The 26,826-nt window shown below is 74.5% G+C and carries 25 protein-coding genes and 1 pseudogene; 12 read left to right on the forward strand and 14 right to left on the reverse strand.

All coding sequences use genetic code 11. The annotated features are described in order from the left end of the window. Positions 1 to 57 precede the first annotated feature (57 nt). Together Q1A09_RS09015 and Q1A09_RS09020 are read right to left on the reverse strand one after the other, a co-directional pair. Positions 58 to 879 carry a flagellin gene (locus tag Q1A09_RS09015; protein ID WP_299953782.1) on the reverse strand — a complete coding sequence of 274 codons (822 nt, stop codon included), beginning with the start codon at positions 877 to 879 and terminating at the stop codon, positions 58 to 60. A 235-nt stretch (positions 880 to 1,114) separates the two neighbouring features. After that, positions 1,115 to 2,017 carry a sigma-70 family RNA polymerase sigma factor gene (locus tag Q1A09_RS09020; RefSeq protein WP_299953784.1) on the reverse strand — a complete coding sequence of 301 codons (903 nt, stop codon included), beginning with the start codon at positions 2,015 to 2,017 and terminating at the stop codon, positions 1,115 to 1,117. Positions 2,018 to 2,222: 205 nt separating this feature from the next. On the opposite strand from Q1A09_RS09020, the gene Q1A09_RS09025 reads away from it, so the two are divergent. The 8 genes and pseudogenes from Q1A09_RS09025 (at position 2,223) to Q1A09_RS09060 (ending at position 8,804) form a co-directional block, all read left to right on the forward strand. After that, positions 2,223 to 2,714: a flagellar protein FlgN gene (locus tag Q1A09_RS09025; protein WP_299953785.1), complete on the forward strand. Its 492-nt coding sequence runs from the start codon at positions 2,223 to 2,225 to the stop codon at positions 2,712 to 2,714. Positions 2,715 to 2,787: 73 nt separating this feature from the next. Next, positions 2,788 to 4,215, forward strand: coding sequence for a flagellar hook-associated protein FlgK (flgK, locus tag Q1A09_RS09030; protein ID WP_299953787.1), 1,428 nt, complete (start codon positions 2,788 to 2,790; stop codon positions 4,213 to 4,215). Positions 4,216 to 4,219: 4 nt separating this feature from the next. Then, positions 4,220 to 5,125: a flagellar hook-associated protein FlgL gene (flgL, locus tag Q1A09_RS09035; RefSeq protein WP_299953789.1), complete on the forward strand. Its 906-nt coding sequence runs from the start codon at positions 4,220 to 4,222 to the stop codon at positions 5,123 to 5,125. A 144-nt stretch (positions 5,126 to 5,269) separates the two neighbouring features. Continuing rightward, positions 5,270 to 5,449: pseudogene (gene csrA / locus Q1A09_RS09040) on the forward strand (carbon storage regulator CsrA); the annotation flags it as partial. 211 nt (positions 5,450 to 5,660) lie between these two features. Beyond that, the gene (locus tag Q1A09_RS09045; RefSeq protein WP_299953791.1) at positions 5,661 to 6,230 is read left to right on the forward strand and encodes a hypothetical protein; all 570 of its coding nucleotides are present in this window, start codon (positions 5,661 to 5,663) and stop codon (positions 6,228 to 6,230) included. A gap of 94 nt (positions 6,231 to 6,324) precedes the next feature. Continuing rightward, positions 6,325 to 7,455, forward strand: coding sequence for a flagellar biosynthesis protein FliA (locus tag Q1A09_RS09050; protein WP_299953794.1), 1,131 nt, complete (start codon positions 6,325 to 6,327; stop codon positions 7,453 to 7,455). A gap of 243 nt (positions 7,456 to 7,698) precedes the next feature. Beyond that, positions 7,699 to 8,046 (forward strand): hypothetical protein, encoded by a 348-nt coding sequence (locus Q1A09_RS09055; RefSeq protein WP_299953796.1) that lies wholly within the window; start codon positions 7,699 to 7,701, stop codon positions 8,044 to 8,046. Then, a complete protein-coding gene (locus Q1A09_RS09060) occupies positions 8,043 to 8,804 on the forward strand; it encodes a hypothetical protein (RefSeq protein WP_299953798.1) in 762 nt (253 codons plus the stop codon). The genes Q1A09_RS09055 and Q1A09_RS09060 overlap by 4 nt, the downstream gene beginning before the upstream one ends. A gap of 121 nt (positions 8,805 to 8,925) precedes the next feature. Here the strand turns inward: Q1A09_RS09060 and Q1A09_RS09065 are convergent, their stop codons facing one another. The 3 genes from Q1A09_RS09065 to Q1A09_RS09075 form a co-directional block, all read right to left on the reverse strand. Then, positions 8,926 to 10,545 (reverse strand): NlpC/P60 family protein, encoded by a 1,620-nt coding sequence (locus Q1A09_RS09065; RefSeq protein ID WP_299953801.1) that lies wholly within the window; start codon positions 10,543 to 10,545, stop codon positions 8,926 to 8,928. A gap of 629 nt (positions 10,546 to 11,174) precedes the next feature. Further along, complete coding sequence (locus tag Q1A09_RS09070) at positions 11,175 to 12,476, reverse strand: citrate synthase (protein WP_299953803.1); 1,302 nt, start codon at positions 12,474 to 12,476, stop codon at positions 11,175 to 11,177. Positions 12,477 to 12,557: 81 nt separating this feature from the next. Beyond that, positions 12,558 to 13,952 carry an aspartate ammonia-lyase gene (locus Q1A09_RS09075; RefSeq protein ID WP_299953805.1) on the reverse strand — a complete coding sequence of 465 codons (1,395 nt, stop codon included), beginning with the start codon at positions 13,950 to 13,952 and terminating at the stop codon, positions 12,558 to 12,560. 177 nt (positions 13,953 to 14,129) lie between these two features. Between Q1A09_RS09075 and Q1A09_RS09080 the strand changes: the two genes are divergently transcribed. Then, positions 14,130 to 14,684, forward strand: coding sequence for a hypothetical protein (locus Q1A09_RS09080; RefSeq protein ID WP_299953807.1), 555 nt, complete (start codon positions 14,130 to 14,132; stop codon positions 14,682 to 14,684). Between the two features lie 24 nt (positions 14,685 to 14,708). After that, a complete protein-coding gene (locus Q1A09_RS09085) occupies positions 14,709 to 15,356 on the forward strand; it encodes a DUF1707 domain-containing protein (RefSeq protein WP_299953809.1) in 648 nt (215 codons plus the stop codon). A 45-nt stretch (positions 15,357 to 15,401) separates the two neighbouring features. Here the strand turns inward: Q1A09_RS09085 and glpX are convergent, their stop codons facing one another. Continuing rightward, positions 15,402 to 16,454 (reverse strand): class II fructose-bisphosphatase, encoded by a 1,053-nt coding sequence (glpX, locus tag Q1A09_RS09090; protein ID WP_299953811.1) that lies wholly within the window; start codon positions 16,452 to 16,454, stop codon positions 15,402 to 15,404. A gap of 114 nt (positions 16,455 to 16,568) precedes the next feature. On the opposite strand from glpX, the gene Q1A09_RS09095 reads away from it, so the two are divergent. Next, positions 16,569 to 17,258, forward strand: coding sequence for a DUF4245 domain-containing protein (locus Q1A09_RS09095; RefSeq protein ID WP_299953813.1), 690 nt, complete (start codon positions 16,569 to 16,571; stop codon positions 17,256 to 17,258). Positions 17,259 to 17,276: 18 nt separating this feature from the next. Here Q1A09_RS09095 and Q1A09_RS09100 read toward each other — a convergent pair whose 3' ends face one another. The 4 genes from Q1A09_RS09100 to Q1A09_RS09115 all read right to left on the reverse strand — a co-directional run bounded on the left by Q1A09_RS09100 (position 17,277) and on the right by Q1A09_RS09115 (position 21,075). After that, a complete protein-coding gene (locus Q1A09_RS09100; RefSeq protein ID WP_299953814.1) occupies positions 17,277 to 17,489 on the reverse strand; it encodes an exodeoxyribonuclease VII small subunit in 213 nt (70 codons plus the stop codon). Next, positions 17,486 to 18,751 carry an exodeoxyribonuclease VII large subunit gene (gene xseA, locus Q1A09_RS09105; RefSeq protein ID WP_299953816.1) on the reverse strand — a complete coding sequence of 422 codons (1,266 nt, stop codon included), beginning with the start codon at positions 18,749 to 18,751 and terminating at the stop codon, positions 17,486 to 17,488. Before xseA ends, Q1A09_RS09100 begins: the two co-directional genes overlap by 4 nt. Positions 18,752 to 18,895: 144 nt before the next feature. After that, complete coding sequence (locus Q1A09_RS09110; RefSeq protein ID WP_299953818.1) at positions 18,896 to 19,756, reverse strand: D-alanyl-D-alanine carboxypeptidase family protein; 861 nt, start codon at positions 19,754 to 19,756, stop codon at positions 18,896 to 18,898. A gap of 35 nt (positions 19,757 to 19,791) precedes the next feature. Next, complete coding sequence (locus tag Q1A09_RS09115; protein WP_299953820.1) at positions 19,792 to 21,075, reverse strand: hypothetical protein; 1,284 nt, start codon at positions 21,073 to 21,075, stop codon at positions 19,792 to 19,794. A gap of 154 nt (positions 21,076 to 21,229) precedes the next feature. Between Q1A09_RS09115 and Q1A09_RS09120 the strand changes: the two genes are divergently transcribed. Continuing rightward, positions 21,230 to 22,201: a 4-hydroxy-3-methylbut-2-enyl diphosphate reductase gene (locus tag Q1A09_RS09120; RefSeq protein WP_299953822.1), complete on the forward strand. Its 972-nt coding sequence runs from the start codon at positions 21,230 to 21,232 to the stop codon at positions 22,199 to 22,201. 155 nt (positions 22,202 to 22,356) lie between these two features. Here Q1A09_RS09120 and Q1A09_RS09125 read toward each other — a convergent pair whose 3' ends face one another. The 4 genes from Q1A09_RS09125 to Q1A09_RS09140 form a co-directional block, all read right to left on the reverse strand. After that, positions 22,357 to 22,986, reverse strand: coding sequence for a DUF6542 domain-containing protein (locus Q1A09_RS09125; protein ID WP_299953824.1), 630 nt, complete (start codon positions 22,984 to 22,986; stop codon positions 22,357 to 22,359). A gap of 339 nt (positions 22,987 to 23,325) precedes the next feature. Then, entirely contained in the window at positions 23,326 to 24,525 is a 1,200-nt protein-coding gene (locus tag Q1A09_RS09130) for a DNA recombination protein RmuC (protein WP_299953827.1), read from the reverse strand. Between the two features lie 125 nt (positions 24,526 to 24,650). After that, positions 24,651 to 25,187 carry a methylated-DNA--[protein]-cysteine S-methyltransferase gene (locus Q1A09_RS09135; protein WP_299953829.1) on the reverse strand — a complete coding sequence of 179 codons (537 nt, stop codon included), beginning with the start codon at positions 25,185 to 25,187 and terminating at the stop codon, positions 24,651 to 24,653. Next, entirely contained in the window at positions 25,184 to 26,686 is a 1,503-nt protein-coding gene (locus Q1A09_RS09140; RefSeq protein WP_299953831.1) for an AlkA N-terminal domain-containing protein, read from the reverse strand. Before Q1A09_RS09140 ends, Q1A09_RS09135 begins: the two co-directional genes overlap by 4 nt. Positions 26,687 to 26,826 lie beyond the last annotated feature (140 nt).

The following is a 26,826-nucleotide window of genomic DNA, read 5'->3' on the forward strand; positions in this document are numbered from 1 at the left end:
GGGGGAGGCCGCGGGGCCTCCCCCCTCACCGGGTGGTGCTCAGGTGGTGCGGTTCGATCAGCCGCGCAGGAGGGACAGCAGGCCCTGCGTGGACTGGTTCGCCTGGGCCAGCATGGCCGTGCCGGCCTGGCTCAGGATCTGGGTCCGGGAGAAGTTGGTCATCTCCTGGGCCATGTCGGTGTCGCGGATGCGGCTCTCCGACGCCGACAGGTTCTCGACGGTGGCGTTCAGGTTGTTGATCTTGTGCTCGAGCCGGTTCTGGGTGGCACCCAGGTCGGCGCGGGTGGTGGAGACGGTGCCGATGGCGGCGTCCAGGGCGTCGATCGCGGTCTGGGCGCCGGCCAGGGTGGAGATGTCGCCGGTGGCACCCAGCGTGGTGGCGTCCATGGCGGCGATCGTGACGTTGAGCTGCTCGCCGGAGTTGGAGCCGACCTGGAACGACTTCGCCGTGTAGGTCCCGTCCAGCAGCTTGGTGCCGTTGAACGTGGTCTTGGTGGCGATGTCGTTCAGCTCCGCCGACAGCTGGGTGAACTCCGCGTTCGCCTTCGCCTTGTCGTCGTCGCTCAGCGAACCGTCGTTGGACGCCTGCACCGCGAGGTCACGCATGCGCTGCAGGATGGAGTGCGTCTCGGTCAGGGCGCCTTCCGCGGTCTGCACGACCGAGATGCCGTCCTGGGCGTTGCGGGAGGCGACCTTCAGGCCACCGATCTGCGAGCGGAGACCCTCGGAGATGGCCAGACCGGCCGCGTCGTCGGCGGCGCGGTTGATCCGGAAGCCGGAGGAGAGCTTCTCCAGGGACTTGCTCATCTGGCCGTCCGTCACCGACAGGTTGCGGTAAGCGTTCATGGCGGCGACGTTGGTGTTGACGCTGAGACCCATGGTGTTCCTCCGTGGAAGTGGGTTTTCTGGGTGAGACCCGCTGCATCCGTGCTGCGGGGCGTTGCACAGTTGGTAACGGCGCTGACCGGGGTGTCCTTGAGCCGAATCGCAGAATTTCCTCCCGGCCCCTCCGGTCGGGTGAGACGCCCGGGAGCGGCAGCCTCGCCGACACGGCGAACGCCCCGTCCTCCCGGAGTGGTTACGGGGAGGGGGCGTTCGCCGTTCCGGAGGTAGCTCAGGCGGACTGGACGGCCGCGGCCCGCTCCGGGCGGATCCAGCTGTGCCGCGAGCGCGGCCGTGGTTGCGGCACGGGAGTGGTGGCTGGCAGTGCTGCGCTGCGACCGGCCGACTGGCCGGAGGTCACCCGGTCGACGTACGCCCGCTGCTGGTTGCGTGCCCGCACCCCGCCGGCCGCGGGCACGGTGGTGCCCTCCCAGATCTCGCTCATCGCCGCGTGCAGCAGGGTCAGCGCCCGGGCGCGCATCTGGGACACCCGGGAGAGGGTGACGCCCAGGGAGTCGGCGATGTCGGTCAGCGACTCGTCGCCGAAGAAGTTCCGCTCCACGACCTCGTCCAGCCGGTCGGGCAGGGCGCGGATCGCCTCGTGCAGGTGCCGGGCCCGCTCGCCGCGGAGCAGGGCGCGCTCCGGGGAGTCGCCGGTGTCGGGCAGGTCCAGCGACCCGCCCTCGGTGCCGGTCTCGGCATCGATGCTGACCATCACGGCCCGGTGCACGTCCAGGTGCAGCGAGTCCAGCTCGGCGCGCGCGACGCCGAGGCTGGCAGCCAGCTCTTCCTTGGTCGGCGGCCGGCCGAGGCTGATGGTGAGCGCGTCGGCCGCGGCGTCCGTGCGCCGGGCGGCTGCCCGTACCGAGCGGCTGGCCCAGTCGCCGGAGCGCAACTCGTCCAGGACGGCGCCCTGCAGGCGGGGCAGGGCATAGGTGGCGAACGTGGCGCCGGCGGTCGGGTCGAAGCGGCGGGCCACCTCGACCAGCGCGACGCTGGCGCAGGAGAGCAGGTCATCCCGGCTGACGTGGCCGGGCAGGGAGATCCGGGAGGCCACCGCGTTCACCGCGAACTGGGCCAGCGGGAGATGGGTGGTCACCAGCGCGTCGACGTCGGGCTGTCGGCGCTCACTCACGACGGGGCGGGCTGCGGTCACACCTCTCTTCTCGGCTGATCGACGCCTGCTCGGCACCGCCATCGGCAGGAATCTGTGCGTCCTCGAGTCATCTCGGCTTGACCGGGCCGGACGGCGTGCCGAAGGGAGATCGACAGTTCCCGCCGCCCCCGGCGGGACGAGGCCTGCACGACGGGCTGCACACGACGACGGAAAGGCGGCCGGCATGGACCACCAGCACCTGTCGACGTTGCTCTGGCGAGAGCAGGAGCTGCTCGACCTCCTGCTCTTCAAGGCCGAGGAGAAGCAGTACCTGATCCTGACCGGCAAGAGCCGGTGGCTGGCCCGCATAGCCCACGAGATCGAGGTCTTGCTGGAGCAGCTGCGCACGCTCGAGCTCGAGCGTGCCGCCGCCACCGAGCAGATCGCCGGCCGGCTGGGCATGGAGGCCAACCCGTCGCTGCGCCAGCTCGCCGAGGCGGCCCCGGCACCCTGGGACGACTTGTACGCAAAGCACCACGAGGCCCTGTTGGTGCTCGTGACGGAACTCCGCGGTCTCTCCGACGCCAACAAGGAGCTCATCGAGAGCGGCCTGTCGGTGATCAACGACGCCCTGAGGTCCTCCGGCCCGGCCACCACGGCCGCCGGCACGTACACCCAGGCGGGCCGCGCCGCCGGCAACGCCTACCGATCGGTCACCCTGGACGGCGCGCTGTGAGCGAGCTCGCGAGCGGGACGATGGACACAGCAGCAGCGCGAATGCCGGCGACGAGCGCCAGCGAGGAGTCGAAGTGAGCACCTTCTCCGGTCTGAACACCGCGACGACGGCCTTGTGGGCGCAGCAGCGCGGGCTCGATGTCACCGGTCAGAACATCGCCAACGTCAACACGGCCGGCTACTCCCGTCAGCGCGCCGAGCTGCAGTCGGTCGGCGGCAACGTCGTACCGGCCACCTACGCGGTCAGCAAGGAGATCGGCCAGGGCGTCAACGCCGACACGGTCACCCGCATCCGCGACGCCTTCCTCGAAGGCCGGGCGCAGATCGAAAGCGCCGAGACCGCGCGGATGACCGTCAAGGACAGCACCCTGGCGCAGATCGAGCAGGCGTTCCGCGAGCCGGGGGAGACCGGCATCGCCGCCAAGCTCACCGGCGTCTTCACCGCCTGGGCCGACGTGGCCAACAAGCCGACCGAGAGCGGCGGGCGCACCGCGGTGCTGCAGAAGACCGCCACCCTGGTGGCCGAGCTGCACACGACCAGCTCGAACCTGGACAAGCAGTGGACCCAGACCCGGGACAGCCTGGACACCCTGGCCACCGACGTGAACGCGAAGGCGAGGTCGATCGCCGAGCTCAACACGGCGATCAAGCGCGCGACGCAGACCGGCCTGCCCTCCAACGAGCTGGCCGACAAGCGCGACGTCCTGGTGATGGAGCTGGCGGCCTCGATCGGTGCCACCGTCACCCCGGGCGACGACGGCCAGGTCAACGTGGTCGTCGCCGGCGCCCAGCTCGTCTCCGGCGGTTCGACGCTCGCCATCAAGGTCGTCGGCACCGATGTGCCGTCGGAGGCCACGGTGGGCAACCCGGCCTTCGTCACCGACCCGGGTGGCACGCGGCTGGCCGTCGGCGGCACCGCCGGTGGTTCGCTGACCGCGCTGACCGACACGATCCCGAAGTACCAGGCCCAGCTGGACGCCGTCGCGGTGCAGCTGGCCACCGAAGTGAACGCCGCCCACGGGGCCGGCTACGACCAGAACGGTGTCGCCGGGGAGCCGATGTTCGACGACGGGTCGGGCACCCTGCCGGTCGACCTGAGCACGATCACCGCCGCCAACCTGCGGCTGCGGATCACCGACCCGGCCAAGCTCGCCGCCGGCGCGGTGGCGCCGTCGGGCGGGGGCGCCTCGGCCGACGGCGGGAACGCCACCACGCTGGCGGGCATGGCCAAGGCGGGCACCGGGGTGGCCGTCACCTACCGGCAGCTGATCGTGGCCCTGGGGGTCGAGGCGTCGGTGGCCACGAGCAACCTGCAGACCCAGACCGTCGTCACGGCCCAGGTCGACGCCTCCCGCGAGTCGGTCTCCGGGGTCAACATCGACGAGGAGATGACCAACATGCTCCAGTTCCAGCACGCGTACTCCGCAGCTGCCCGCATGATCACCGCGATCGACGAGACGCTCGACGTGCTGATCAACCGCACCGGCCGAGTGGGGCTGTGACCTGATGCGGATCACCCAGCGCGCCCTCGCGGTCACCAGTCTGCAGGGCCTCAACCGCAACATGGACGCCATCGCCAAGCTGCAGACGCAGCTGACGTCGGGCAAGACCATCAACAAGCCCTCGGACGATCCGACGGGCACGAACGCGGCGATGCAGACGCGCCAGGAGCTCGCGGGTGCCACGCAGTACGCCCGGAACATCAGCGACGGCATCGGCATGCTGGACGCCACCGACTCCGCCTTGCAGAACATGATCACGCAGGTGCAGAACGTGCGCGCCCTGACGGTCAGGGGCCTCAACGACGGGGTCAACTCCGAGGCGGCCCGGGTGGCGATCGCCACCGAGGTGTCCGGCATCAGGGCGAGCCTGCTCGGGCTGGCCAACACCTCGGTGCAGGGCACGCCGATCTTCGGTGGCGTCACCAGCGGAGCGATCGCCTACGACGCCGGTACGGGCACCTATGTCGGCTTCGGCGGTGCCGGTGGTGTACCGGTGGTGCCGGTCAACCGGCAGGTCTCCGATGCCGACGCGGTGCGGGTCGACATCACCGGGCCGGAGGCCTTCGGCGACCCGGCGGCCGGCGACCTGTTCGCCATCGTCCAGGCCATCGTCACCGACGTGGTCAGCGATCCGGGAGCCTTGGCGGGGCATCTGGATGACCTCGACGTCGCGCTCGACCGGCTGCTCGCCGTCGCCGCCGACATCGGCACGCGCACCAGCCGGATCGAGACCGCCCAGCAGGTGAACTCGGATCTGCAGCTCTCACTGACCACCCGGTCGGCGCAGATCGAGAACGTCGACCTGCCGAAGACCATCATGAACTTGCAGATGCAGCAGGTCGGCTACGAGGCGGCGCTGGGCGCCACCGCGAAGGCGCTGCAGCCCACCCTGCTGGACTTCCTGCGCTGATGAACAGGCAGGACGCCCGGTTCCGGGCGGCACCTGCCGAGAAGTAGGAGCAGGGACGCGCCCGCCCGGGTGGGCGCGCCCCGGCCCCGCCCTCCGGCGGGGCGATGCCACGGACGGCCCACACGAACCCATGGAGGGGTACCCATGCTCACTCTCACCCGCAGCGTCGGCGAGAGCATCCGGATCGGCGAGGACATCGAGGTCTACGTCGTCGAGGTGCGTGGCGGCACCGTGCGGCTGGGCTTCAAGGCCCCCCGCGAGGTGACCATCCACCGCGAAGAGGTCTACAAGCAGATCGCCGAGGCGCGCAGCCTCGCGGCCGAGGTCGCGGCGGATGCCGTTGGTGCTTTGGCAGCATTCGCGCCAGCGTCGGAGGCCTCACCTAGCAACAAGTGACAGCAAGGTGGACGATTCGGGCAAATAGGCGCCGATCCCGTCCGCCACAGTAGTCACAGGACGGCGAGTCTCGCCGTCGGCCCGATCGATCGTGCGCAAGTCTCTCCCCACAGCAACACGGTTACAGGGGGAGACGAACATGGAACTCAGCGCACTCGCATCGGGGCCGGCGGCGACCGTCGACCTGACCGACGACCTCCAGCTCCTCGAGGCCGCCGACGTCACCGTCGACACGCTCGACCAGGTCTCCGCCGAGCAGGCCTGGAGCGAGACGGTCGTCGTCCACGTGCAGCTGCGGCCGCGTCGCCCCGCCACCCGCCGCTGCCTGGCCGCGCTCTCCGCTCTCGCCGCCCGGCACCCCGAGGTGCCCTTCGCCCTGACCGGCCTCGGTGGCGACGACCGCGTCGTCCGGGTCACCGTGGGCGTCGAGCTCGGCCCGCGTGAGCTGATCGCCAAGTTCTCCGACGAGGCGCAGGCCGCCTACGCCTTCGTCGACGGGCTCTTCACCGACCTGTACGACTTCATGCCGGTCTACGTCGGCGAGCCCGGCGAGGCCGAGCGCGCCGCCGCCGCCGGCGTGCTGCGGGCCGCCGACGCGCCGCGTCCCCGCACCCCCGCGCCGCGCTCGCCGATGCCGCGCATCCCCAGCCCGCGCGCGCCGATGGACACCGCGGCCGCGACCCGGCGCGCGGTCCCCGTCCCCGCCTGACGACGGACCCTGCCCCCTTCCAGACCGGGGGCCGCGGTCACGCACCACGCCAGCCATCCCGCCCGCCCGCCTGCACTTCCCCTCAGGAGGACCGGTGTCCGAGAACATCCTCGCCGCCCCGCCCATCGTCCCCACGACGTCCCAGCCGGCCGAGGCCGCCGACGAGCGCGCCCGCACCCGCGAGCCCCTGGTCTTCGGTGGGCTCAGCGAGGCCGAGGGCTGGGCGCTCGCCCCGATCACCCCCCGCGACCGGGTGCACTTCCGCACCGACCGCGAGCTGCCGCTGGCCGACTTCCGCGCCGCGCTGCCCGCCTCGGTCACCGTGACCTACGACGAGGGCGACGGCCTCTACCGGGTGGACGGCGAGACCGGCACCGCCGAGGCCCTCGCCGGCCTGATCCGCGCCTGGTGCGCCGAGCAGGGCTACGCCACCGTCGGGCTGCGGCCGGAGAACGGCGTCCGCCGCCGGGCGCCCCGCGACCTGCCCCCGGCCTTCCTCGACGGCCTGTGCCGGCACTACTGCCGGGTCAGCCTCAAGCGCCTGCAGCGGAACATGAGCACCATCCGGCTGCACCTGCCCGACAACGACGACATCGACCAGCAGGTCGCCGAGTGGGTGCTCAAGGCGGTCAGCCAGTACGACGAGACCAAGTCGGTGCCCTTCGGTGCCTTCCTGGCCACCCAGCTGTCCAAGTGGGTGCACGACCTGGGCCGCAACGCCTACGGCCGCACCGCCGCCGACACCGAGAACAAGCAGCAGAAGGCCGTGGCCGCCTTCACCGCCGAGCACCAGCGCCGGCCGAGTGAGAAGGAGCTCGCGGAGTACATGGGCCAGAGCGTGGCCACCCTCCGCCGCAACTCCCAGACCGTCGCCACGCTGAACGGCCTGCGCAACCTCCAGTCCCTGGACGGCGGCACGGACACCGTGGAGTTCGTCGTCCCCGACAGCGCCGAGGTGCCCGACGAGATCATGGGCGAGGCGGAGCAGACCCTGCTCTCGCACGCGCTCACCGCCGCCTGCGCGCCCGACCCGACCGCCCGGCGCGACCAGCGGGCCGCCCAGCCGAACGTGCTGGGCTGGGCCACCTGGTACCTCACCACCTGGGGCGGGCAGACGAAGACGCAGCTGTCGGCCGACCTCGGCACGTCGGTGCGCAACATGAACGTGCACGCCGACCGCGCCGAGCAGGCGCTCAAGGCCCGCCTCGACGACCTGGCCGGCTGAGCCGCCGACCCGACCGCCCGACGGGACGACGACGTGCCTCCGAGCTGCGAAATCAGGTTGTGACATGGGTCCATCACGGCCTCAACCTGCCGATATCCAGTTCGTGACCGCGCCGGAGCCCACTCGCCGCCCGGCCGGGGGCGTCCCTCTCCCGGCCGGGGGCAGCGCCCTCCCGGCCGGGGGCAGCGGCCGTTCGGTGGCGCTGCTGCCCGTCGCGGGCACCCGCCGTCCGGTGGTGGCCGCATGAGCGTGCCCCCGGCGGAGGACCCGGCCACGGCCGTGCTCGTCCCGCACTGGCTGAGCAGCCCCGACCGGCTCGAGGTCGAGCGGGCGGTCCGCACCGCACTGGACTCCGGCCCGGTGCACCCGGTCGCCGCGATCCACCTGAGCGACGTGCTCACCGAGCTGCACGTGGCCGCCGCCCGCGAGGTGGTCTGGCCGGCGCCGGTGTCCCGCGTCCGGCAGGCGACCGGCTGGGGCGAGGACGTCGTCCCCGTCCGGCTGTCCGCGGTCGAGCTGGCCAGCGTCCTGTCCCTGCCCGGGCTGGCCACCGTCGCCCGGGACGCACTGACCGGAGGACGCAGCACGTGACCGAGGCCCTCTTCGGCCCCCCGTCCGGTTTCCTCCAGCGGCTCAACCGCGCCGAGGTGCGGGTTCCCGACCTCCGCGAGGCCGCCGCGCGGCTGGCGGAGGACCAGGTCGCCCCCGGGCTGGAGCTCGCCGTGCAGGGCGGCACCGGTCGCGGGCCGATGCTGGTGCTCGAGGAGGCCGGCCGGCGCACCCGGGTGCTGCTGGCCGAGCTGGCCGTGGAGATGACCCGGGCCCACGTGCCGGCGACCCCCGACGGGGTGGCCACGGCGCTCGCCGCCTGGCTGGCTCGCCGCCCGGTGCCCGACGGCATCGCCGCGACCCAGGGCATCGCGGTGGTGGACTGGACCGACAGCACCCAGAGGACGCTCGGGTGGCGGGTCGTCATCGCCCGGGACGCACTCGTCGTGCCCTGGCGTCCCTCGGGCAGCGCCACGCTGCCGCTGGTGCACCAGACCCGCTCGGCCGCCCTCGGCCGGTCCGCGGCCCTGCCCGGACAGCTGCAGGTGCGCGGCCCGGTGGCGCTGTGGACCTCCACCGAGCCGGCCGGCGTCGACACCGCCGTGCTCGCCCGCCCGGAGCAGCTGCTGGCCGAGATGGCCGGGGCCGGCCTGCGGCTGCGGGACGCGCACGTCGTCGTCACCCCGCGCCGGCCGGTCGCCTGTGCGGAGGCCGGGGTGGCCCGGCGGCTGGCGGCCGAGACGACCGACGCGTGGCTCAGCCTGCCCTGGCGGCAGCTGGCCGACCTGGGCTGGGCCTGACCCCACCCGTCCGGGCCTCAGACGGCGCGCCTCAGGTCGGTGCACCTCAGGCCAGTGCACCTCAGGCCAGTGCACCTCAGGCCAGTGCACCTCAGGCCAGTGCACCTCAGGCCAGTGCACCTCAGGCCAACGCGCCGTACTCCCAGTGCCACGGCTCGGGGTTCGTGCCGTCTGCCTGCGCCCAGTCCGGGTGGACCCAGCCGTAGTACCCGGCGTTGAGCTGCATCCACGCCGTCTGCGCGGTGCCGAACACGTTGATCCCGCCGCACAGGTCCACGGCCAGGGCCCAGCCGTGGTTGGACGTGCCCGGGACGGCGGTGATCTTCGGCTTGCGGTGGTGGGCGTCGACCTGCGCGTCCAGTGACCGGTAGGAGTCGGTGATGCAGAGCGGGGTGCCGAACGCCGTCTGGTACGCCGCCGACATCGCCGTGTATGCCGCCGCGGCGTCGCAGCGCAGCCGGTGGCCCTTGCCGATGGTGCACAGCTGGTCGGCCGGGATCCGGCCGTTGGACCAGCCACCCCAGGCTGCGGAGGTGGTGCCGGCGGTCGGGGTCGGCGCGCTGCACGTCGCTGGGAAGGGGCCGGTGACCGGCAGCGGGGCCGGGGTGGCGGGCGGCACGGTCACCCGGACGGCGGTGCTGAGGTCGGCCAGCTCGCGGACCGCCACCTGCCGGCGGTCGGCGGAGGCGGACAGCACGCTGGTGCCGCCCAGGTAGATGCCGGCGTCGTCCAGGCCGCTGCGCGGGTCGGTGCTGAACACCAGGTCGCCGACCTGGAGCTGGCCGGCCGGCACCGGGGTGCCCTGCGCCCACTGGCCGGCGAGGTCGCCGGGCAGGCCGATGCCGCCCTGGGTCCACGCGGCCGCGACGAGACCGGCGCAGCCGTACCTGTCCGGTCCGGTCCGGTCGGCCACGTAGGGCTTGCCGAGCTGGGCGAACGCGGCGCTGACCGCGGCCACCGTCTCGGCGGGGAGCACGGTCAGCGTGCGGCCGGCGACGTAGGTGGTGGCCACCCCGGGGACCGGGGCGCCCGCGGCGTCGCGCAACGCGGCCAGCCCGACGGGCAGGTCGGCCGGGTCGGCGAGGTCGGCGGCCGGCGGCGGGGTGATGCCGGCCAGCGCGAGCTGGGCCAGCTGGTCCTGCCACCCGGCCAGCGCGGCGGCGTTGGCGGCGTCCTGACCGGCGGAGCTCAGGCTGGTGCCCGACGCCGCCCACTGGGCGCTGACCGCCGGGTCGAGGTCGGCAACCACGGCCCGGATCTCGGTCAGCACGCCCTCGGCCCGGCGGTGCGCGTCGGCGGCCAGGGCGTCGGCGGTGTCGGCGGCGTCGATCTGCTCGGCCGCCCGCACGGCGGCCACGGCGGCGCGGGCCACCTGGGCGTCCCGGTCGGCGGTGAGCTGCTCGGCGAGACCCGCGGCGTGCAGCACGTCGGCGGTCGCCTCGGGGGCGTGCACCGACAGCTGGGCCAGCGGCCAGCGCTCGGACGGGTTGCGCTGGTAAAGGATCGCCGCGTGGTCGCCCACGAGGGCGCGGGCGGCGGCCGCCGCCGCGAGCGCGGTGCTGCCGGCCTCCCGCGCCTGGCGGGCCTGCGTCTCGAAGTGGGTGGCCTCGGTGAGGGCCGCGCGGTAGCGGGCGGCCGCAGCGGTGAGGGTCGCGGAGGTCTGCTGCGCCTGGCCGGCGGCACTGGCCGGCTGCGGCACCTGGCCGGCCTCGGTGGGCGGCTGGACGAAGGCGGCGAGCACGGCGACCAGGGCGAGGGTCGCACCACCGACGACGGCGAGCCGGGACCACCGCAGCCGGACGGCACCCGGGGTGCGGGTGCGCCGGGCGGCGGGACGTCGGCCGGCCGGGGGGTGGCGGCGGGCGGGGGCGCCACGCCGCGGGGCGGGGCGCTGGCCGGTGCGCGGAGCGCCGGTCCGCGCAGTTCCGCTGCGCGGAGTGCCGGTACGAGGAGTCCCGGTACGAGGGGCTCCGGCACGCGGGGCTCCGGTACGAGGCGTCCCGCTGCGGGGAGATCCGGTCCCGGGCGTGCTGGTGCCGGCTGCCTGCGCACCGGCACCGGCACGGGCCGTGCCGGGGCGTGGCTGGGCGGCCGGTCGCCGGGCCGGGGGCTGGGCGGTGGACCCGCCACGCGATCGCGGGGTCGCGGACTGCGTGCGTGGTGCGGGCACCGTCGTCCCCCCTGCTGCGTCGGATCGGCCCGGTCGCCAGGTGGCGTCCGGTGTCCTGATCCCATCGACGCAGCCCCCGTGGGGGTGGAGCGCCCTCACCGCTTCGGGGGAGGCCGATCACCCCTTCGGGGGAGGGGGGAGAGACGACGAGGCCCCGCCGTCCACGGGGGACGACGGGGCCTCGGCTGGTGCGGGCTGGGTCAGCGGTTGCCGATCTCCACGAAGGAACGCTCGGTCTCGCCGGTGTACACCTGACGCGGGCGGCCGATCTTGGTGGCCGGGTCCTCGATCATCTCCCGCCACTGGGCGATCCAGCCGGGCAGCCGGCCCAGGGCGAACAGCACGGTGAACATCTTCACCGGGAAGCCCATCGCCCGGTAGATGAGCCCGGTGTAGAAGTCGACGTTCGGGTAGAGCTTGCGCTGGATGAAGTAGTCGTCGTTGAGCGCGATCTCCTCCAGCTGGCGGGCCAGGTCGAGCAGCTCGTTGTTGCCACCGAGCTTGTTCAGCACGGTGTCGGCGGTCTGCTTGACCAGCGTCGCGCGCGGGTCGTAGTTCTTGTAGACCCGGTGGCCGAAGCCCATCAGCTTGACGCCGGGCTCCTTGTTCTTCACCCGGTCGACGAAGCGGTTGATGTCACCGCCGTCGCGCTTGATGGCCTCGAGCATCTCCAGCACCGACTGGTTGGCCCCGCCGTGCAGCGGGCCGAACAGCGCGTTGATGCCGGCGGAGACCGAGGCGAACATGTTGGCGTGCGAGCTGCCGACCAGCCGCACCGTGGAGGTCGAGCAGTTCTGCTCGTGGTCGGCGTGCAGGACGAAGAGCATGTCCAGCGCCTTGACCAGCTCGGGGTCGGCCTCGTACGGCTCGGCCGGGAACCCGAAGGTCATCCGGAGGAAGTTCTCCACCAGGCCCAGGGAGTTGTCCGGGTACAGCATGGGCTGGCCGACCGACTTCTTGTAGGCGTAGGCCGCGATCGTCGGCAGCTTGGCCAGCAGGCGCACGGTCGACAGCTCGACCTGCTCCGGGTTGAAGGGGTCCAGCGAGTCCTGGTAGAAGGTCGACAACGCGCTGACCGCCGAGGACAGCACCGGCATCGGGTGCGCGTCCCGGGGGAACCCGGAGAAGAACTGCTTCAGGTCCTCGTGCAGCAGCGTGTGCCGGCGGATCCGCTGGTCGAAGGCCTCCAGCTGGTCGGCGGTGGGCAGCTCGCCGTAGATCAGCAGGTAGGAGACCTCGAGGAAGCTGGCCTTGCCGGCGAGCTGGTCGATGGGGTACCCGCGGTAGCGCAGGATGCCTTGGTCACCGTCGATGTAGGTGATCGCCGAGGTGCAGGACGCCGTGTTCACGAAGCCGATGTCCAGGGCCACCTGCCCCGTCGTGGCCAGCAGCTTGCTGGTGTCGATGCCCTCGGAACCCTCGGTCGAGGGAACCACCCGCAGGGGGAGCTCACCACCGGGATAGCGCAGGGCCACGTCTGAGGTGTTCGCTGTCTCGCTCATCAGCTCTGGACGCTACTCAGTTCTCGCGCGGATGCGACAGGGCCCCGCCGCACCGGATGAGACGGGGCCCTGTCGCCGTCCTCACGGGTGGGTCATGGAGAGGACGTCGAGCGCCTGGTCCAGCTGCTCCTCGGTGAGCTTCCCGGCCTGGACGTACCCCCGCTCGACGACCACCTGGCGGATGGTCTTCTGCTCGGCCAGCGACTGCTTGGCGACCTTGGCCGCCTCCTCGTAGCCGATGTACTTGTTCAGCGGCGTGACGATGGAGGGCGAGGACTCGGCGTAGGTGCGGCACTGCTCGACGTTGGCGGTGATCCCGTCGACGCAGCGGTCGGCGAGCACCCGGCTGACGTTGGCCAGCAGCCGGATCGACTCCAGCACGTTGCGGGCCATCAGCGGCAGCGTCACGTTCAGCTCGAAGACGCCGGTGGTGCCGGCGTAGGTGACCGCCGCGTCGTTGCCGATCACCTGGGCGCCCACCTGGATGACCGCCTCGGGGATCACCGGGTTCACCTTGCCCGGCATGATCGAGCTGCCCGGCTGCAGGTCGGGGAGGGCGATCTCGCCGAGCCCGGTGCGGGGGCCGGAGCCCATCCAGCGCAGGTCGTTGGCGATCTTGATCAGGCCGACGGCGATGGTCTTCAGCTGGCCGGAGCCCTCGACGAGGGCATCGCGGGAGCTCTGCGCCTCGAAGTGGTCGCGCGCCTCGGACAGCGGCAGGCCCAGGTCGGCGGCGAGCGCGTCGATGATCGCCGCGGCGAAGCCGGGCGGGGTGTTGATCCCGGTACCGACCGCGGTGCCGCCCAGCGGCAGTTCTCCGATGCGGGGGAGGGAGGCATGCAGTCGCTCGATGCCGTAGCGGACGGCGGCGGCGTACCCGCCGAACTCCTGCCCCAGGGTCACCGGGGTGGCGTCCATCAGGTGCGTGCGGCCGCTCTTGACCACCTCGGCGTACTCGGTGGCCTTGCGCTCCAGCGAGGTCGCCAGGTGCTCCAGCGCCGGGACCAGGTCGCGCACGATGGCCCGGGTGGCGGCGACGTGGATGGCCGAGGGGAACACGTCGTTGGACGACTGCGAGGCGTTGACGTGGTCGTTGGGGTGCACCGGGGAGCCCAGCGCCTCGGTGGCGAGGGTGGCGATGACCTCGTTGGTGTTCATGTTGCTCGAGGTCCCGGAGCCGGTCTGGAAGACGTCGATCGGGAAGTGCTCGTCCCACTTCCCGGCGGTCACCTCCGCGGCGGCGGCGACGATCGCGTCGGCGGTCTCCTGGGACAGGACCCCGAGCGAGGCGTTGACGGTGGCGGCGGCGCCCTTGATCGACGCGAGGGCGGCGATCAGCTCGCGCTCGATCGGCGTGCCGGAGATGGGGAAGTTCTCGACGGCGCGCTGGGTCTGGGCCCGCCACTTCGCCCAGGACGGGACGCGGACCTCCCCCATGGAGTCGTGCTCGACGCGGTAGTCCGTCTCGGTGGCCACGGTGCGCTCCCGGTGGTGGTGGATGGTTCGGAACCTCGCCCGCGACCCTAGACACCCGCCGGGACGGCGGCGCCGTCGGAGCCTGTGGACGACGCCCGCGTGGCCCGCCGCCGCCGTCCTACGCTCCGCCGGGAGCCCGACCGACCCCCTGTCGGTCCCCGTCCGCAGGAGACGCGCATGCCCGAGCAGCCCCCGTCCTCGCCCGTGCCGTGCCCGCCGCCGCAGCCACCCAGCTGGCCGGCCGCCGGCTGGGGGCCCGGTGCGCCGGGCCCCGGCACCGCATGGCCGGGCCCGCCGCCCGCGCCGCCCGCGGCCCGGCCCACCGGGGCGTCACCGGCTGCGGCCGCCGTCCGGGCGGGGGTGCTCGCGCTCGGCATCGTGCTGGCGGTGGTGGTGGGCGCACTCGTCCTCCGCTCGGGCGCCGACGACCTCGGCCGGGGTATCGGGGAGGGCTGGGCGGAGGCATCGGCCGCGGCAGTGGCCGATGCGTCGTCCGGCTACCCCGACCCCGGCTGGTACGACCCGGTGCCCGAGCAGTCCGACCCGGAGGCGCCCGACGGCCTGGGCGACGACCCGGTGCTGGACGGCCTCGCCCAGCAGTGCTTCGACGGGGACCTGCCCGCCTGCGACGACCTCTACCTGGAGGCGGTGCCGGGGTACCGGGAGTACGGCCTCACCTGCGCCGGCCGGGTCGAGGCGTACGCCGTCTACAGCTGCGCCGAACTGGGCTGACGTCCCGCCCGTTAGGGTCCGGGCATGAGCGAGCAGCCGGCTCCCGATCGTCCCGTCGTCCGTGCCTCCGACGCCGAGCGCGAGGCGGTGGTGGCCCGGCTGCAGACGGCGGTCGGTGAGGGCCGGATCGACCTCGACGAGTTCGGCCAGCGGGTCGAGGCCGCCTACGGTGCCACCACCACCGCGGACCTGGGCGAGCTGCTCGCCGACCTGCCCGCCCCGGCGTCGGCCGTGCCGGCGTTCGGCGAGGTCGTCGGCGAGCGGACGACGGGGGCGATCGCCACCGTGTTCGGCGACGTGAAGCTCACCGCCACGACCAGCGTGCCGGAGAAGGCGAGCACCGTCTTCGGTGACGTGCGGATCGACCTGCGCGGCCTGCGGACGTCGGAGGAGACGGTGGCGCTGCAGCTGGGCACGGTCTTCGGCGACGTGGAGGTCATCGTCAGCGAGGGGGTCGCCGCCGAGATCGAGGGCTGGACCGTGTTCGGCGACCGCAAGACCCAGCTCGCGCCGGTCCCACGGATCCCCGGCACCCCGCGGGTCGTCGTCCGCGGCTGGACGGTCTTCGGTGACCTGAAGCTGCGCAGCCTGGCGCCGGGGGAGTCCCCGAGCCGCTGGCGCGCCGTGCTCGACCGCCTGGCCGAGCGCCGCGCCACCCCGCCCACCCCCTGACCGCCGGCCCCGCTGCCGGCTCGGGAGCGGGGCGACGGCGTCCGGCTACTCGCCGTCGCCGAAGGGGACGGCGGAGTACTGGTTCAGCTTCTCCAGCGAGTGCAGGCTGTCGATCGACCGGATCGTGCCCGACCGCGAGCGCATCACCAGCGACTGCGTGGTCGCCCCGCCGGCCCGGTACTGGACGCCGCGCAGCAGCTCCCCGTCGGTGATGCCGGTGGCCACGAAGAACACGTCGCCCTGCACCAGGTCGTCGATGGCCAGCACCCGGTCGAGGTCGTGGCCGGCGTCCAGCGCCTTCTGCCGCTCGGCGTCGTCCCGCGGCCACAGCCGGCCCTGCAGGGCGCCGCCCATGCACTTGAGCGCGCAGGCGGTGATGATGCCCTCCGGCGTGCCACCGATGCCCATCAGCAGGTCGACGCCGGTGCCCTCGCGGGCGGCGGCGATGGCGCCGGCCACGTCGCCGTCGGTGATGAACTTGATCCGGGCCCCGGCCTCGCGCACCTCGCTCACCAGCTGCTCGTGGCGTGGGCGGTCGAGGATGCACACGGTGACGTCGCCGACCGAGCTGCGCTTGGCCTTGGCCACCTTGCGGATGTTCTCCGCCACCGGCGCGGTGATGTCGATGACGTCGGCGGCGGCCGGCCCGGTGGCGATCTTGTCCATGTAGAACACCGCCGACGGGTCGTACATGGCCCCGCGGTCGGCCACGGCCATCACCGCGATGGCGTTGGGCATGCCCTTGGCCATCAGCGTGGTGCCGTCGATCGGGTCGACCGCCACGTCGTAGTCGTTGCCCCACCCGTCGCCGACGTGCTCGCCGTTGTAGAGCATCGGGGCCTCGTCCTTCTCGCCCTCCCCGATGACCACGACGCCGCGCATGTGCACCGTGCCGATCAGCGCCCGCATGGCGTCGACGGCGGCGCCGTCACCGCCGTTCTTGTCGCCCCGCCCCACCCAGCGGCCGGCGGCGAGCGCGGCGGCCTCGGTGACCCGGACCAGCTCCAGGGCCAGGTTGCGGTCGGGGGCCGGGCGGTCGGCGCGCAGGGTCGAGGCCGGCCGGGTGGGGGGCGGGCCGTCGGGGAGCGGCAGGGACACGTGACCTCCTGGGCAGGTCCCCCTCCTGGGTCCCCGGGCGAGCTCGGGACGCCGTGGCGGGGGCCACGGACGTTGCTCGGCGGGGTGGGGGAGCGGTGCTGCGATCCTAGGGGCATGCCCGACACCGGCCAGCACGGTCAGCACCCCGAGGAGCAGGCCACCGCCGTCCCCACCGCCACGCCCGGTGCGGGGGACCCCGCCGTCCCTGCCGCCGGGGCCACCGCGGCGGCGCCGGACGGCGGGGGCGCCGCCCCCGCCGCCGCCCCGGCGGTGGACCGCATGCAGCGGTTCACCGCAGCCAACATGATCCGGTCGCTGCTGCCGCTGCTGGTCATCTGCCTGGTGCTGGTCGGCTGGTCCGCGCTGAAGTACAACGGCGGCGACCCGGTCCGCGAGGTGGACCCCACCAGCGCCGAGCGGGCGGTCGCCGAGGTGGCGGGCTACCCGGTGCTGGTGCCGCGCGGCCTGCCCGAGGAGTGGCGGCCGACGAGCGTGCGCACCGACGCCGGGGCGGCCTCCGCGGGTGACCCGGTGACCCTGCAGATCGGCTGGTACACCCCGGCCGAGGAGTACGCCGGCTACGTGATCAGCGACGACGCCGACGCCGATGCGCTGACCGCCGTGCTGGACGACGCGACCGACGACGGCACGGAGCAGGTGGGCGGTCAGACGTGGGATCGGCGCATCGCGGCGAACGGGGAGACCGCGCTGACCCGCACCGAGGGCGACGCGACCCTGCTGGTCACCGGTTCCGCCTCGGACGAGGAGCTGACGACGCTGGCCGGCTCGCTCCAGCCCTACTGAGGCTCTCGGGCCGGGAACTCAGTCCTGGGCGTCCGGAGGGGCGGCGGCGGCCAGCCGCTCGCGGGCCCGGTCCAGCCAGTGCTGGCACAGCTCGGCCAGCGCCTCGCCGCGCTCCCACAGGGCCAGCGACTCCTCCAGCGTCAGCCCACCGGCCTCCAGCCGGCGGACGACGTCGGCCAGCTCCTCGCGGGCCTGCTCGTAGGTCTGGGTCGGCTCCGGCGTCTCGCTCACGGTCGCCCATCCTCCCCGGTCGTCTGCACGTCGGTGCCCCGGTCCCCGCTGCCGGCGCGGTCGACGCGGACGGCGAACCGGCCGCCGGCCACCCGCACCTGCAGCTGCTCGTCGGCGGAGACCTCGGCCGGGTCCCGCACCAGGCCCCCGTCGGCTCGCTGCACCACCGCGTAGCCGCGCTGCAGCGTGGCGGCCGGGGAGAGCGCGCCGACCCGGGCGCGGGCGTGCTCGACGTCCCGCTCGGCGGCCTCGACCCGGTGGGTGAGGGTGCGGGTCGAGCGGGCGCGCAGCGCGCTGACGTCGTCGGCCCGGCCGGCCAGCAGCCGCTGCGGATCGGCCAGCACCGGCCGGCTGCGCACCGACTCCAGCCAGCGTTCCTGTTGGTCGAGCCGGCCGGCCAGCAGGTGCCGGGCCCGGGCGCGCAGGCCCTGCACCAGCTGCCGCTGCTCACCGATCTCCGGCACGACCCGGTGGGCGGCGTCGGTCGGCGTCGCCGCCCGCACGTCGGCGACGTGGTCGACCAGCGTGGTGTCGGTCTCGTGCCCGACGGCGGTGACCACCGGGGTGCGGCTGGCCGCGATCGCCCGCACCAGCCCCTCGTCGGAGAAGGGCAGCAGGTCCTCGACCGACCCGCCGCCGCGGGCGATGACGATGACCTCCACCGTCGGGTCGGCGTCCAGCCGCTGCAGCCCGGCGATCACCGACTCGGCGGCGGTGGGGCCCTGCACCGCGCAGTTGTGCACCGCGAACCGGACCGCCGGCCAGCGGCGCCGGGCGGTGACCAGCACGTCCCGTTCGGCGGCGGAGTCCCGGCCGGTGATCACCCCGACGACGGCCGGGGCGAAGGGCAGCGGCCGCTTGCGGACGACGTCGAAGAGCCCCTCGGCGGCCAGCAGCCGGCGGATCCGCTCGATCCGGGCCAGCAGCTCGCCGAGGCCGACCGCGCGGATCTCGGTGGCCCGCAGGGAGAAGGAGCCGCGGGCCACGTAGTAGTCGGGGCGGGCCCGGACCAGCACGCGGGCGCCCTCGGTCAGTTCCAGGCCTGGCCGGTCGGCGACGTCGCGGTGGCAGGTGACCGGGACCGACAGGTCGGCCGCGGGGTCGCGGAGGGTGAGGAAGACGGTCGCGGCGTTGCCCCGGCGGGAGAGCTGGGCGACCTGGCCCTCGACCCAGACCTCACCGAGCCGGCCGATCCACTCGGCGACCTTGCGGGCCACGGTCCGCACCGGCCACGGCTGCTCCGGGGAGGAGGGACTCGTCACCCCCCGAGCCTGCCAGAGGCCCCCGTGCAGGGTCCCGCCGCGAGCCTGGGAGTGGTGGGGGGCACGGGGGTCCTTCGTCTCCTCCCCGGCCCTCGCCAGCTCGGGCCGGGCCCCTGGAGGGGGCCGACGGCACGGGGGTCCGGCTCAGCCGAGGTACCCGGGGGCCGCGGGGAGACCGAAGAACTCCTCCATCGTCGGCACCCCGGTGCGCTGCATCTCGGTGGCGAGGGCGACGCCGACGTACCGCACGTGCCACGGCTCGTACTTGAAGCCGGTCACGTCCTGCCGGCCGTCGGGGTAGCGCACCAGCCAGCCGAACTCCGGGCCGCGCGCGGCCACCCACTGGCCCTCGGCCGTGGTGGCGAAGCAGCTCTCGATGTCGCAGCCCCCGCCGCCGACGTCGGCGGCCAAGCCGGTCTGGTGCTCGCTGTACCCGGGCCGGGCCACCTGCACCTCGGCCCGTTCCTCGCCGAACCGGCTGACCTGGGCCTCGAAGAGGCCCACCTGGTAGTCGTAGGCGCGGTAGGCGCTCTGCACGTCGATGTCGAGCCCCTCGGCCGCGGCGGCGGCGAGCATGGCGTCCATCGCCTGGGCCGCCTCGGCGCGCAGCTGGTAGCCGTTCCCGACCGGCACCAGGTCGGTGGGGGCGACGTCGATCGGGCTCAGCGGGCGGGCCTTGTTGACCACGACCCATGGGCTGGCCGGGTCGGTGATCGACAGCTGGGTGCGGTCGAAGGTCGGCGTGGGCGTGGGCGTGGGCGTGGGCGTGGGCGTGGGCGTGGGCGTGGGCGACGGCGTCGGAGCCGTGGACACCGCGGCGGGCGCGGACGACGTCGGCCCGGCAGCGGCGGACGGATCGGCGTCGCCCTCCGCACCGCCGGCCCGCAGCCAGACGACCAGCCCGGCGGCCACGGCCAGCACCGCCACCAGCACCAGCAGGGGGACCAGTCGCCGGGACCGGCGCCGCGGGGGCGTCAGGGGCCCGTCCGTGTGCTCGCTGCCCACCGTCTCCTCGGTCCGTGGTTGCGACCGCGGCCGGCTCACCCGCGGTCGATGCTCAGCTTCTCCAGCCGGTTCTGCAGCAGGGTGACATACGGGGCGCGGGCCCGGGTGGCCCGCTCGTAGTCCAGCAGGTCGGCGACCGTCTCGGCCGGGTAGGCGCGCAGGTGGCCACGCAGCGCCGGGATGCTGAAGGAGTCGTAGCCCTCCACCGGGGTGGTGGCCGCCGGTGCGGCGTCATCGGCCGGGGGGGTGTCGACGGCGGGGACGAGCGGGTCGCTGGCCGCGCTGTCGGTGACCGGGCTGCCCGGGGTGACGCTCTCCGCCGCCTCCGGCCCACCCAGGTCGACGAGCTCCTCGCCGGCGTCGGCCAGGGCCGCGACCGCGGGGTCGGCGTCGTCCACCAGTTCGGTCTGTGCCGGTGCGGACTGCGGCGCCACGTCGTCCAGCGTCGGCGGTCCGGTGACCGGCTCGTCGTCGGCCGGCGGGGTGCCCCCGACGGCTGCGTCGGCGATCAGTTCGTCGGTGACCGCCTCCTCGATGGCGGTCTCCTCCTCGGCGATGTCGGTGACGGTCTCGGCGGTGAGGTCCTCGAGCAGCTCGTCCGGGGCGGCGTCGGGCACCTCCGCGGCGACCTCGTCCGCGACCTCGGCGGCCAGCTCGTCGACGACGGCGGTCACCGCGTCGGCGGCCGGGTCGGCGGGCAGTGCGGCGACCTCGGCGGGGGAGAGGTCGCTGTCGTCCCCGGCCGCGAGGCTGAGCACGGCGGCTGCCCCGTCGGCCAGCTCGTCGGCCTCGGCCGCCGACAGGTCGCTGTCGGCGATCGGCAGCTCGACGCCGCCTCCCGCGAGGTCGTCGTCGATCGTGGCGGAGTCGCCGTCGGCCAGGTAGCCGTCCGCCACGGGGAGGTCGTTCGCCACGGGGAGCTCGCCGTCGGCCACCGGCAGGTCCGCGACGGCCAGGTCGTCGGACAGCTGGTCGGCGAGCTCCTCGTCCACGGCGTCGTCCGGCAGGTCGTCGACCCGGTCGAAGGCCGAGCTGCGCAGCCCGCCGGCGCCGGCCGGCCGGGGCGGCGCGGCGAGGTCGTCGTCGTCGAAGGTGGCCATCCCCGGCTCGGCGTCCCCGCGCAGGCCGGTGAACACCTCGTCGCCGCGGGCGACCAGGCCGGAGTACTGCTGCTGCAGGCGGAGCGAGGTCTGCAGCGCCTGCCCGATCAGCCGCACCGGCAGGCCGGGCAGCGTCTCGGGGAGCTTGCGCGCCTCGTCCAGCACGGTGGCGGCCAGTCCGGCGGCAGCGCGGACCACCTCGGGGATCTCTCGAGCCATGCCCCCAGCGTGCCGCACCGGGCGACCACCGGCAGCCCGACCAGACCTCGGACCCCCGATCAGGTGGTCGTCGGTGGTCTCCGGGGTGTCGAGCGCCACCCTCCGGGTCGCGCCGGGGCCGGTCCGTCGTGCGTGACCCACCTACCATGGGGTCATGGCTGAACCGCGCGGACGCGTCCTGCTGGCCGACCCCCGGGGCTACTGCGCCGGCGTGGACCGGGCGGTGGTCGCCGTCGAGCGGGCGCTGGAGATCCACGGCGCCCCGGTGTACGTGCGCAAGCAGATCGTCCACAACAAGCACGTCGTCGCGACGCTGGAGCGCCGGGGCGCGGTGTTCGTGGAGGAGACCGACGAGGTGCCCGAGGGCGCGGTCGTCGTGTTCAGCGCGCACGGGGTCTCCCCGGCGGTGAAGGCGGAGGCGCAGGCCCGGTCGCTGCAGACCATCGACGCCACCTGCCCGCTGGTGAGCAAGGTGCACATGGAGGCCAAGCGCTTCGCCAAGGACGACTACGACATCCTGCTGATCGGCCACCGCGGGCACGAGGAGGTCGAGGGCACGATGGGTGAGGCCCCGGCCAACACCCAGCTCGTCGACGGCACCGAGGACATCGCCAACGTCCAGGTGCGCGACCCGGAGAAGGTCGTCTGGCTGTCCCAGACCACGCTGTCGGTCGACGAGACGCTGGCGACGGTGGACTCGCTGAAGAACCGCTTCCCCGGCCTGCAGAGCCCGCCCAGCGACGACATCTGCTACGCCACCCAGAACCGGCAGCAGGCCGTCAAGCAGATGGCCGCCGAGTGCGACCTGGTGCTGGTGGTCGGCTCGACCAACTCGTCGAACTCGGTGCGGCTGGTCGAGGTGGCGCTGGAGGCCGGCGCCCGCGACTCGCACCTGGTCGACTTCGCCTCCGAGGTCGACGAGGCGTGGCTCGCCGGGGTCGAGACCGTGGGCGTGACCAGTGGCGCCTCGGTGCCGGAGATCCTGGTCAGCGAGGTGCTCGACTGGCTGGCCGCCCGCGGCTACGCCGACGTCGAGACGGTGAAGGCCGCCGAGGAGCGACTGGTCTTCGCGCTGCCGCACGAGCTGAAGCCCCGCCGCGAGGCGCTGGCGGTCGAGTCCGACTGAGGGCAGATCCCGCTCTGCCCTTCGCGAGCTCGGACCCGGCACGGGGCTTGACCGGCTCTCCTCCTCGCTCGCTCAGGGCGTGACCCGGGACGGGGCGGCGCGACGCAGAACGGCCCGGCACCCCAGGGTGCCGGGCCGTTCTGCGTGCGGGCTGCTCAGCGACGGGCGGCGAGCCGGATGAGGGTGAGGACCAGGGCGGCGCCGGTGGCGATCGCCATCGCCGGGAAGCCACGGACCAGCAGGGTGACCAGGCTGGCCAGGTTCAGGGTGGCCGAGGGGGCCAGGCCGATGTTGGCCAGCGCGACGGCGCTGAAGACCAGCGGCGGGGCGACCACGACCGTGAGCAGGTCGCGGCGCCGGGTGACCAGCGCGGCGAAGACCGTGGAGCCGGTGAGCGCCACCAGGGTGATGATCCCCAGCCCGATCCCGACGTAGGAGTCGGCGGCCGCGGCGACCAGGGTGATCAGGAAGACCCCCAGGACGGCGACGACCCCCGGCACCCGCGGCCCGGACGCGGGGACGCTGCGGGCGGCGGAGGCACCGGTGTGCCGGTCGCCCCGGGCCTCCCGCGCCGGCTGTGGGACCGGACGGCGGAACTCGCCCGAGTGGTGGCCGCCCCGGGCGGACTCCCGCGGCGCGGGCGGACGGCGGTCGGGCGTACGGCGGTCGCGGTCCTGCAGCAGGCGGTCACGGTCCGCACGGCTCCGGGACGGGCTGCTCGCCGCGCGCGGCGACGGATACGCCCGCCCTGCGGCGCGGCCGGCGTCGCTGGGTTCTGCGCGCACAGCAGCCTCCCGCCTGGCATCGACAGTCACCGGAGCGATCTTGCACCTCCTCGTTCGCGGAGCGGGCCACGACCCGCACCGACCGGGCCACGGTAACGGCCCTGCCTGAGTAGACGCTGGACGTCGACCGATGCGGCGGGTCAGAACTCGCCGGTGTCCGGGTGCCCGCCTGGCGACATGTGCGGAACACCGCCCCACCAGCCCCACCACCCACGGAACTCCCGCAGCCGGGGGAGTGCACCGTTCCTGCGGTGGTCCCGGGGCCGGGCCAGCGTGCGCAGTCAGGACCGGCGGAGGGCGGGACGACCCGCCAGGACCGTCGCTGGCCGGCGGGGCGGGTCAGCCGTGCGTGCCGTCGCGGTCGGCGGTGTGCCGCCCACCGTCGGGCTCGGTGTGCCGGGTGGACTCCGGCCGGGCGGGCGGTGCCAGGTCCGCCGGTGGGCGGGCGGGGGAGTGCAGCCCCGGCAGTGTGAGCTCCCCGGTGGCGCGCCCGGCGGCGTCGTCGTCGGGCACCGACCGGAGCACCCGGACGGCGCCCTCGACCGGCGCGGGGGTCGGGACGGGGGCAGCGGCCACCCCGAGGTCGTCGAAGCGGCGGGTGGCCACCAGCACCGACCGCTCGTAGGAGCCGACGGTCTCGTTGTAGCGGCTCACCGCCGAGCCCAGTGCCGAGCCGAGCTTGGTCAGGTGGCCGGAGAGCGTGCCGAGCCGGGCGTGCACCGTGCGGCCCACCTCGAGCACGGCGGCGGCGTCCTGCGCCAGCCGCTCCTGCCGCCAGGAGTAGGCGACGGTGCGCAGCAGGGCCAGCAGGGTGCTCGGGGTCGCCACGATGACGTCGCGGGCGAAGCCGTGCTCCAGCAGGTCGGGCTCGGCCTCCAGCGCGGTGGTGAGGAAGCCGTCGGAGGGGACGAAGAGCACGGTGAACGGCGCGGCCGAGCCGAAGGCGGTGGGATAACGGCGGGCGGCCAGGGCGTCGACGTGCACCCGCAGCTGGCGGGCGTGGTCGGCCACCCGCTGGGCCCGGACGCCCTGGTCGGTGGCCTGCACGGCCTCGATGTAGCCGGTGAACGGCACCTTCGCGTCGACGATCACCTCTCGGCCGTCGGCGAGGGTGACCACCAGGTCGGGCCGCACCCGGTCGCCGTCGTCGGTGGTGCCCGACGGCTGCTCGACGAAGTCGCAGTGCTCCAGCAGCCCGGCCACCTCGACCACCCGGCGCAGCTGGAGCTCACCCCACCGGCCCCGCACGTGCGGCGTGCGCAGCGCGGTGACCAGCGCGGCGGTCTCCTGGCGCAGCAGCGCCGAGGTCTGGCCGATGGTGCCGACCTGCTCGCGCAGCTCGCCGTGCGCGGTGGCCCGGTCGCGCTCGATGCCGGCCAGCAGGCGGTGCAGGTGGTCCAGCGACTCGTGCACCGGGTCGAGCGCGTCGGGCGCCGCCGCCGGCGTCGACCGGCCGCGCAGCGCGACCACGCCCAGGGTGATCGCGGTGGCGAAGAGGGCACCGAGCAGGAGCCCGAGCAGCAGGGAGGCGGCGTCCATGCCCGTCAGGTTGCCGGAGGGGTCCGACAGAACCGGTCAGGCAGGGCGGGGCCCGGCACGACGGCGCCCAGCACGACGGCGCCCAGCACGATGGCCACCCGGCAGAGCGGCGCGCGTGAGATGGCTCAGGCGGGGACCGACGCATGCGAGGCCTCGTGGTCGAGCAGCCAGCGCTTGACCGGGGTGCCCCAGCGGAAGCCGCCCAGGCCGCCGCCGGTGGACAGCACCCGGTGGCAGGGCACGAACAGCGCCGCGGCGTTCTTGGCGCAGGCACCCGCGGCGGCGCGCACGGCGGTGGGCCGGCCGCAGCGCTGCGCGAAGGAGGCGTAGGTGTCCGGCGCGCCGGCCGGCACGGTGCGCAGCGCGTCCCAGGCGTCGGTGAGGAAAGGCCCCGACCGCTGCCGCACCGGCACCCCGTCGATCGCGGTCACGTCGCCGGCCCAGAACGCCGCCACCGCGGCCAGCACCGGCAGGTCGTCGTCGGCCCGCTCCACCCAGGTGGGCCGCAGCGAGCGGTGCACCACCGGCAGCAGCTCGGTGACGTCGTCGGTCCAGCCGCTGGCCAGCACGACGTCCTTGCCGTCGGGGCCAGCGGTGACCAGCACGGTGAACGGGCCGGGCGGGGTGTCGACCGTGGCGTACCGGGCGGGGGCGATGGTCATGACGGGCTCCGTTCATCAGTGGTGCCGCGGGTGAAGAGGGCGGGCACGGCGAGCGCCCAGAGGTGCAGCACGGCGTAGGAGCGCCACGGCCGCCAGCGGGTCGCGGCGTCGGTGTCGGAGCTGCCCAGCGCGGTCAGGCTGCGGCGCAGCGCCAGGTCACCGGGCAGCCAGACGTCGGGGTCGGCCAGCCCGCGCAGGCCGACCAGCGCCGCCGTCCACGGGCCGATGCCGGGCAGGGCGAGCAGCTGGCGGTGCGCCGCCTCGCGGTCCGCGCCGGGGTCCAGTGCCACGGTGCCCTCGGCGAGTGCGGCGGCCAGGGTGTGCACGGTGCGGCGGCGCGCCCCGGTCAGGCCGACGGCGGAGAGGTCGGCGTCGGCCAGCGCGGCCGGGCAGGGGAAGGCGTGGGTCAGCGTGCCCACCGGCTCGGCGAGCGGCCGGCCGGCGGTGGCCACCACCCGCGCGGTCAGCGTCCGGGCACCGGCGACCGACACCTGCTGGCCGAGGACGGCGCGCACCGCGAGCTCGTCGGCGTCCGGTGCGGCCGGCACCCGGCGACCCGGTGCACCGGAGACCAGCGGCGCCAGCGCCGGGTCGGCGCCCAGCACCGCGTCGACGGCGGCCGGGTCGGCGTCCAGGTCCAGCAGCCGCCGGCACCGGGCGACGGCGACGCCCAGGTCGCGCAGCTCGGACAGCCGCAGCCGGGCCAGCACCGCCGGCCCGCCGTCCGGGGAGGGGGAGAGCCGGACGACGGCCGGCCCGTGCGGTAGGTCGAGCACCCGGGAGAACGTCGTCCCGTCCCACTCCTCCAGGCCCGGGGTGGCGTGCGCGCCGAGGAAGAGCAGCACCTCGTCGGCGGCGAACGGGGCGCGGGCGGCCAGCCGGAGGGTCAGCCAGCCGGGCGGGCCGCCGTCGCTGCGCGGGGTGGCCGGGCGCAGGGCCGAGGGCGTCGTCCCGAACACCGCGCGCACCGTGTCGTTGAACTGCCGGATGCTGGCGAAGCCGGCCGCGAACGCGACGTCGGCCATCGGCAGCCGGGTGGTCTCGATGAGCAGCCGGGCGGTCTGCGCGCGCTGCGCTCGGGCCAGCGCCAGCGGGCCGACGCCGAGCTCGCCGGTGAGGAGCCGGTGCAGCTGGCGCTCGGAGTACCCCAGCCGGGCGGCCAGCCCTCCGACGCCGGCGCGCTCCACCTCGCCGTCGGCGATCAGCCGCATCGCCCGGGCGACGACGTCGGCGCGGGCGTCCCACTCCGGCGACCCGGGGACGGCGTCGGGGCGGCAGCGGCGGCAGGCGCGGAAACCGGCCGCCTGGGCCGCGGCGGCGGTGCTGTGGAAGGAGACGTTGCGCTCCAGCGGCGTGCGCGCCGGGCAGGACGGGCGGCAGTAGATGCCGGTGGTGTGCACGGCGGTCACGAACCAGCCGTCGAAGCGCGGGTCCCGGCTGGAGACGGCGCGGTAGCAGCGCTCGACGTCCAGCTGCCCGCGCTCCAGCGTCGTCGTCATGGCACGAGCATGGCACCGCCGGCGGTGCCCGACTGGCGGCTTTCGGACGGGACGGTGCGCGGCTCGCCGTCCACCGGTCGGTGGACGTCCGGCCCACGCTCCGGTGGTCCCGGCGGCGTCCCCGCGCCGACAGGCTCGGG

Source organism: uncultured Modestobacter sp., assembly GCF_947486615.1.
Taxonomy (GTDB): Bacteria; Actinomycetota; Actinomycetes; order Mycobacteriales; family Geodermatophilaceae; genus Modestobacter.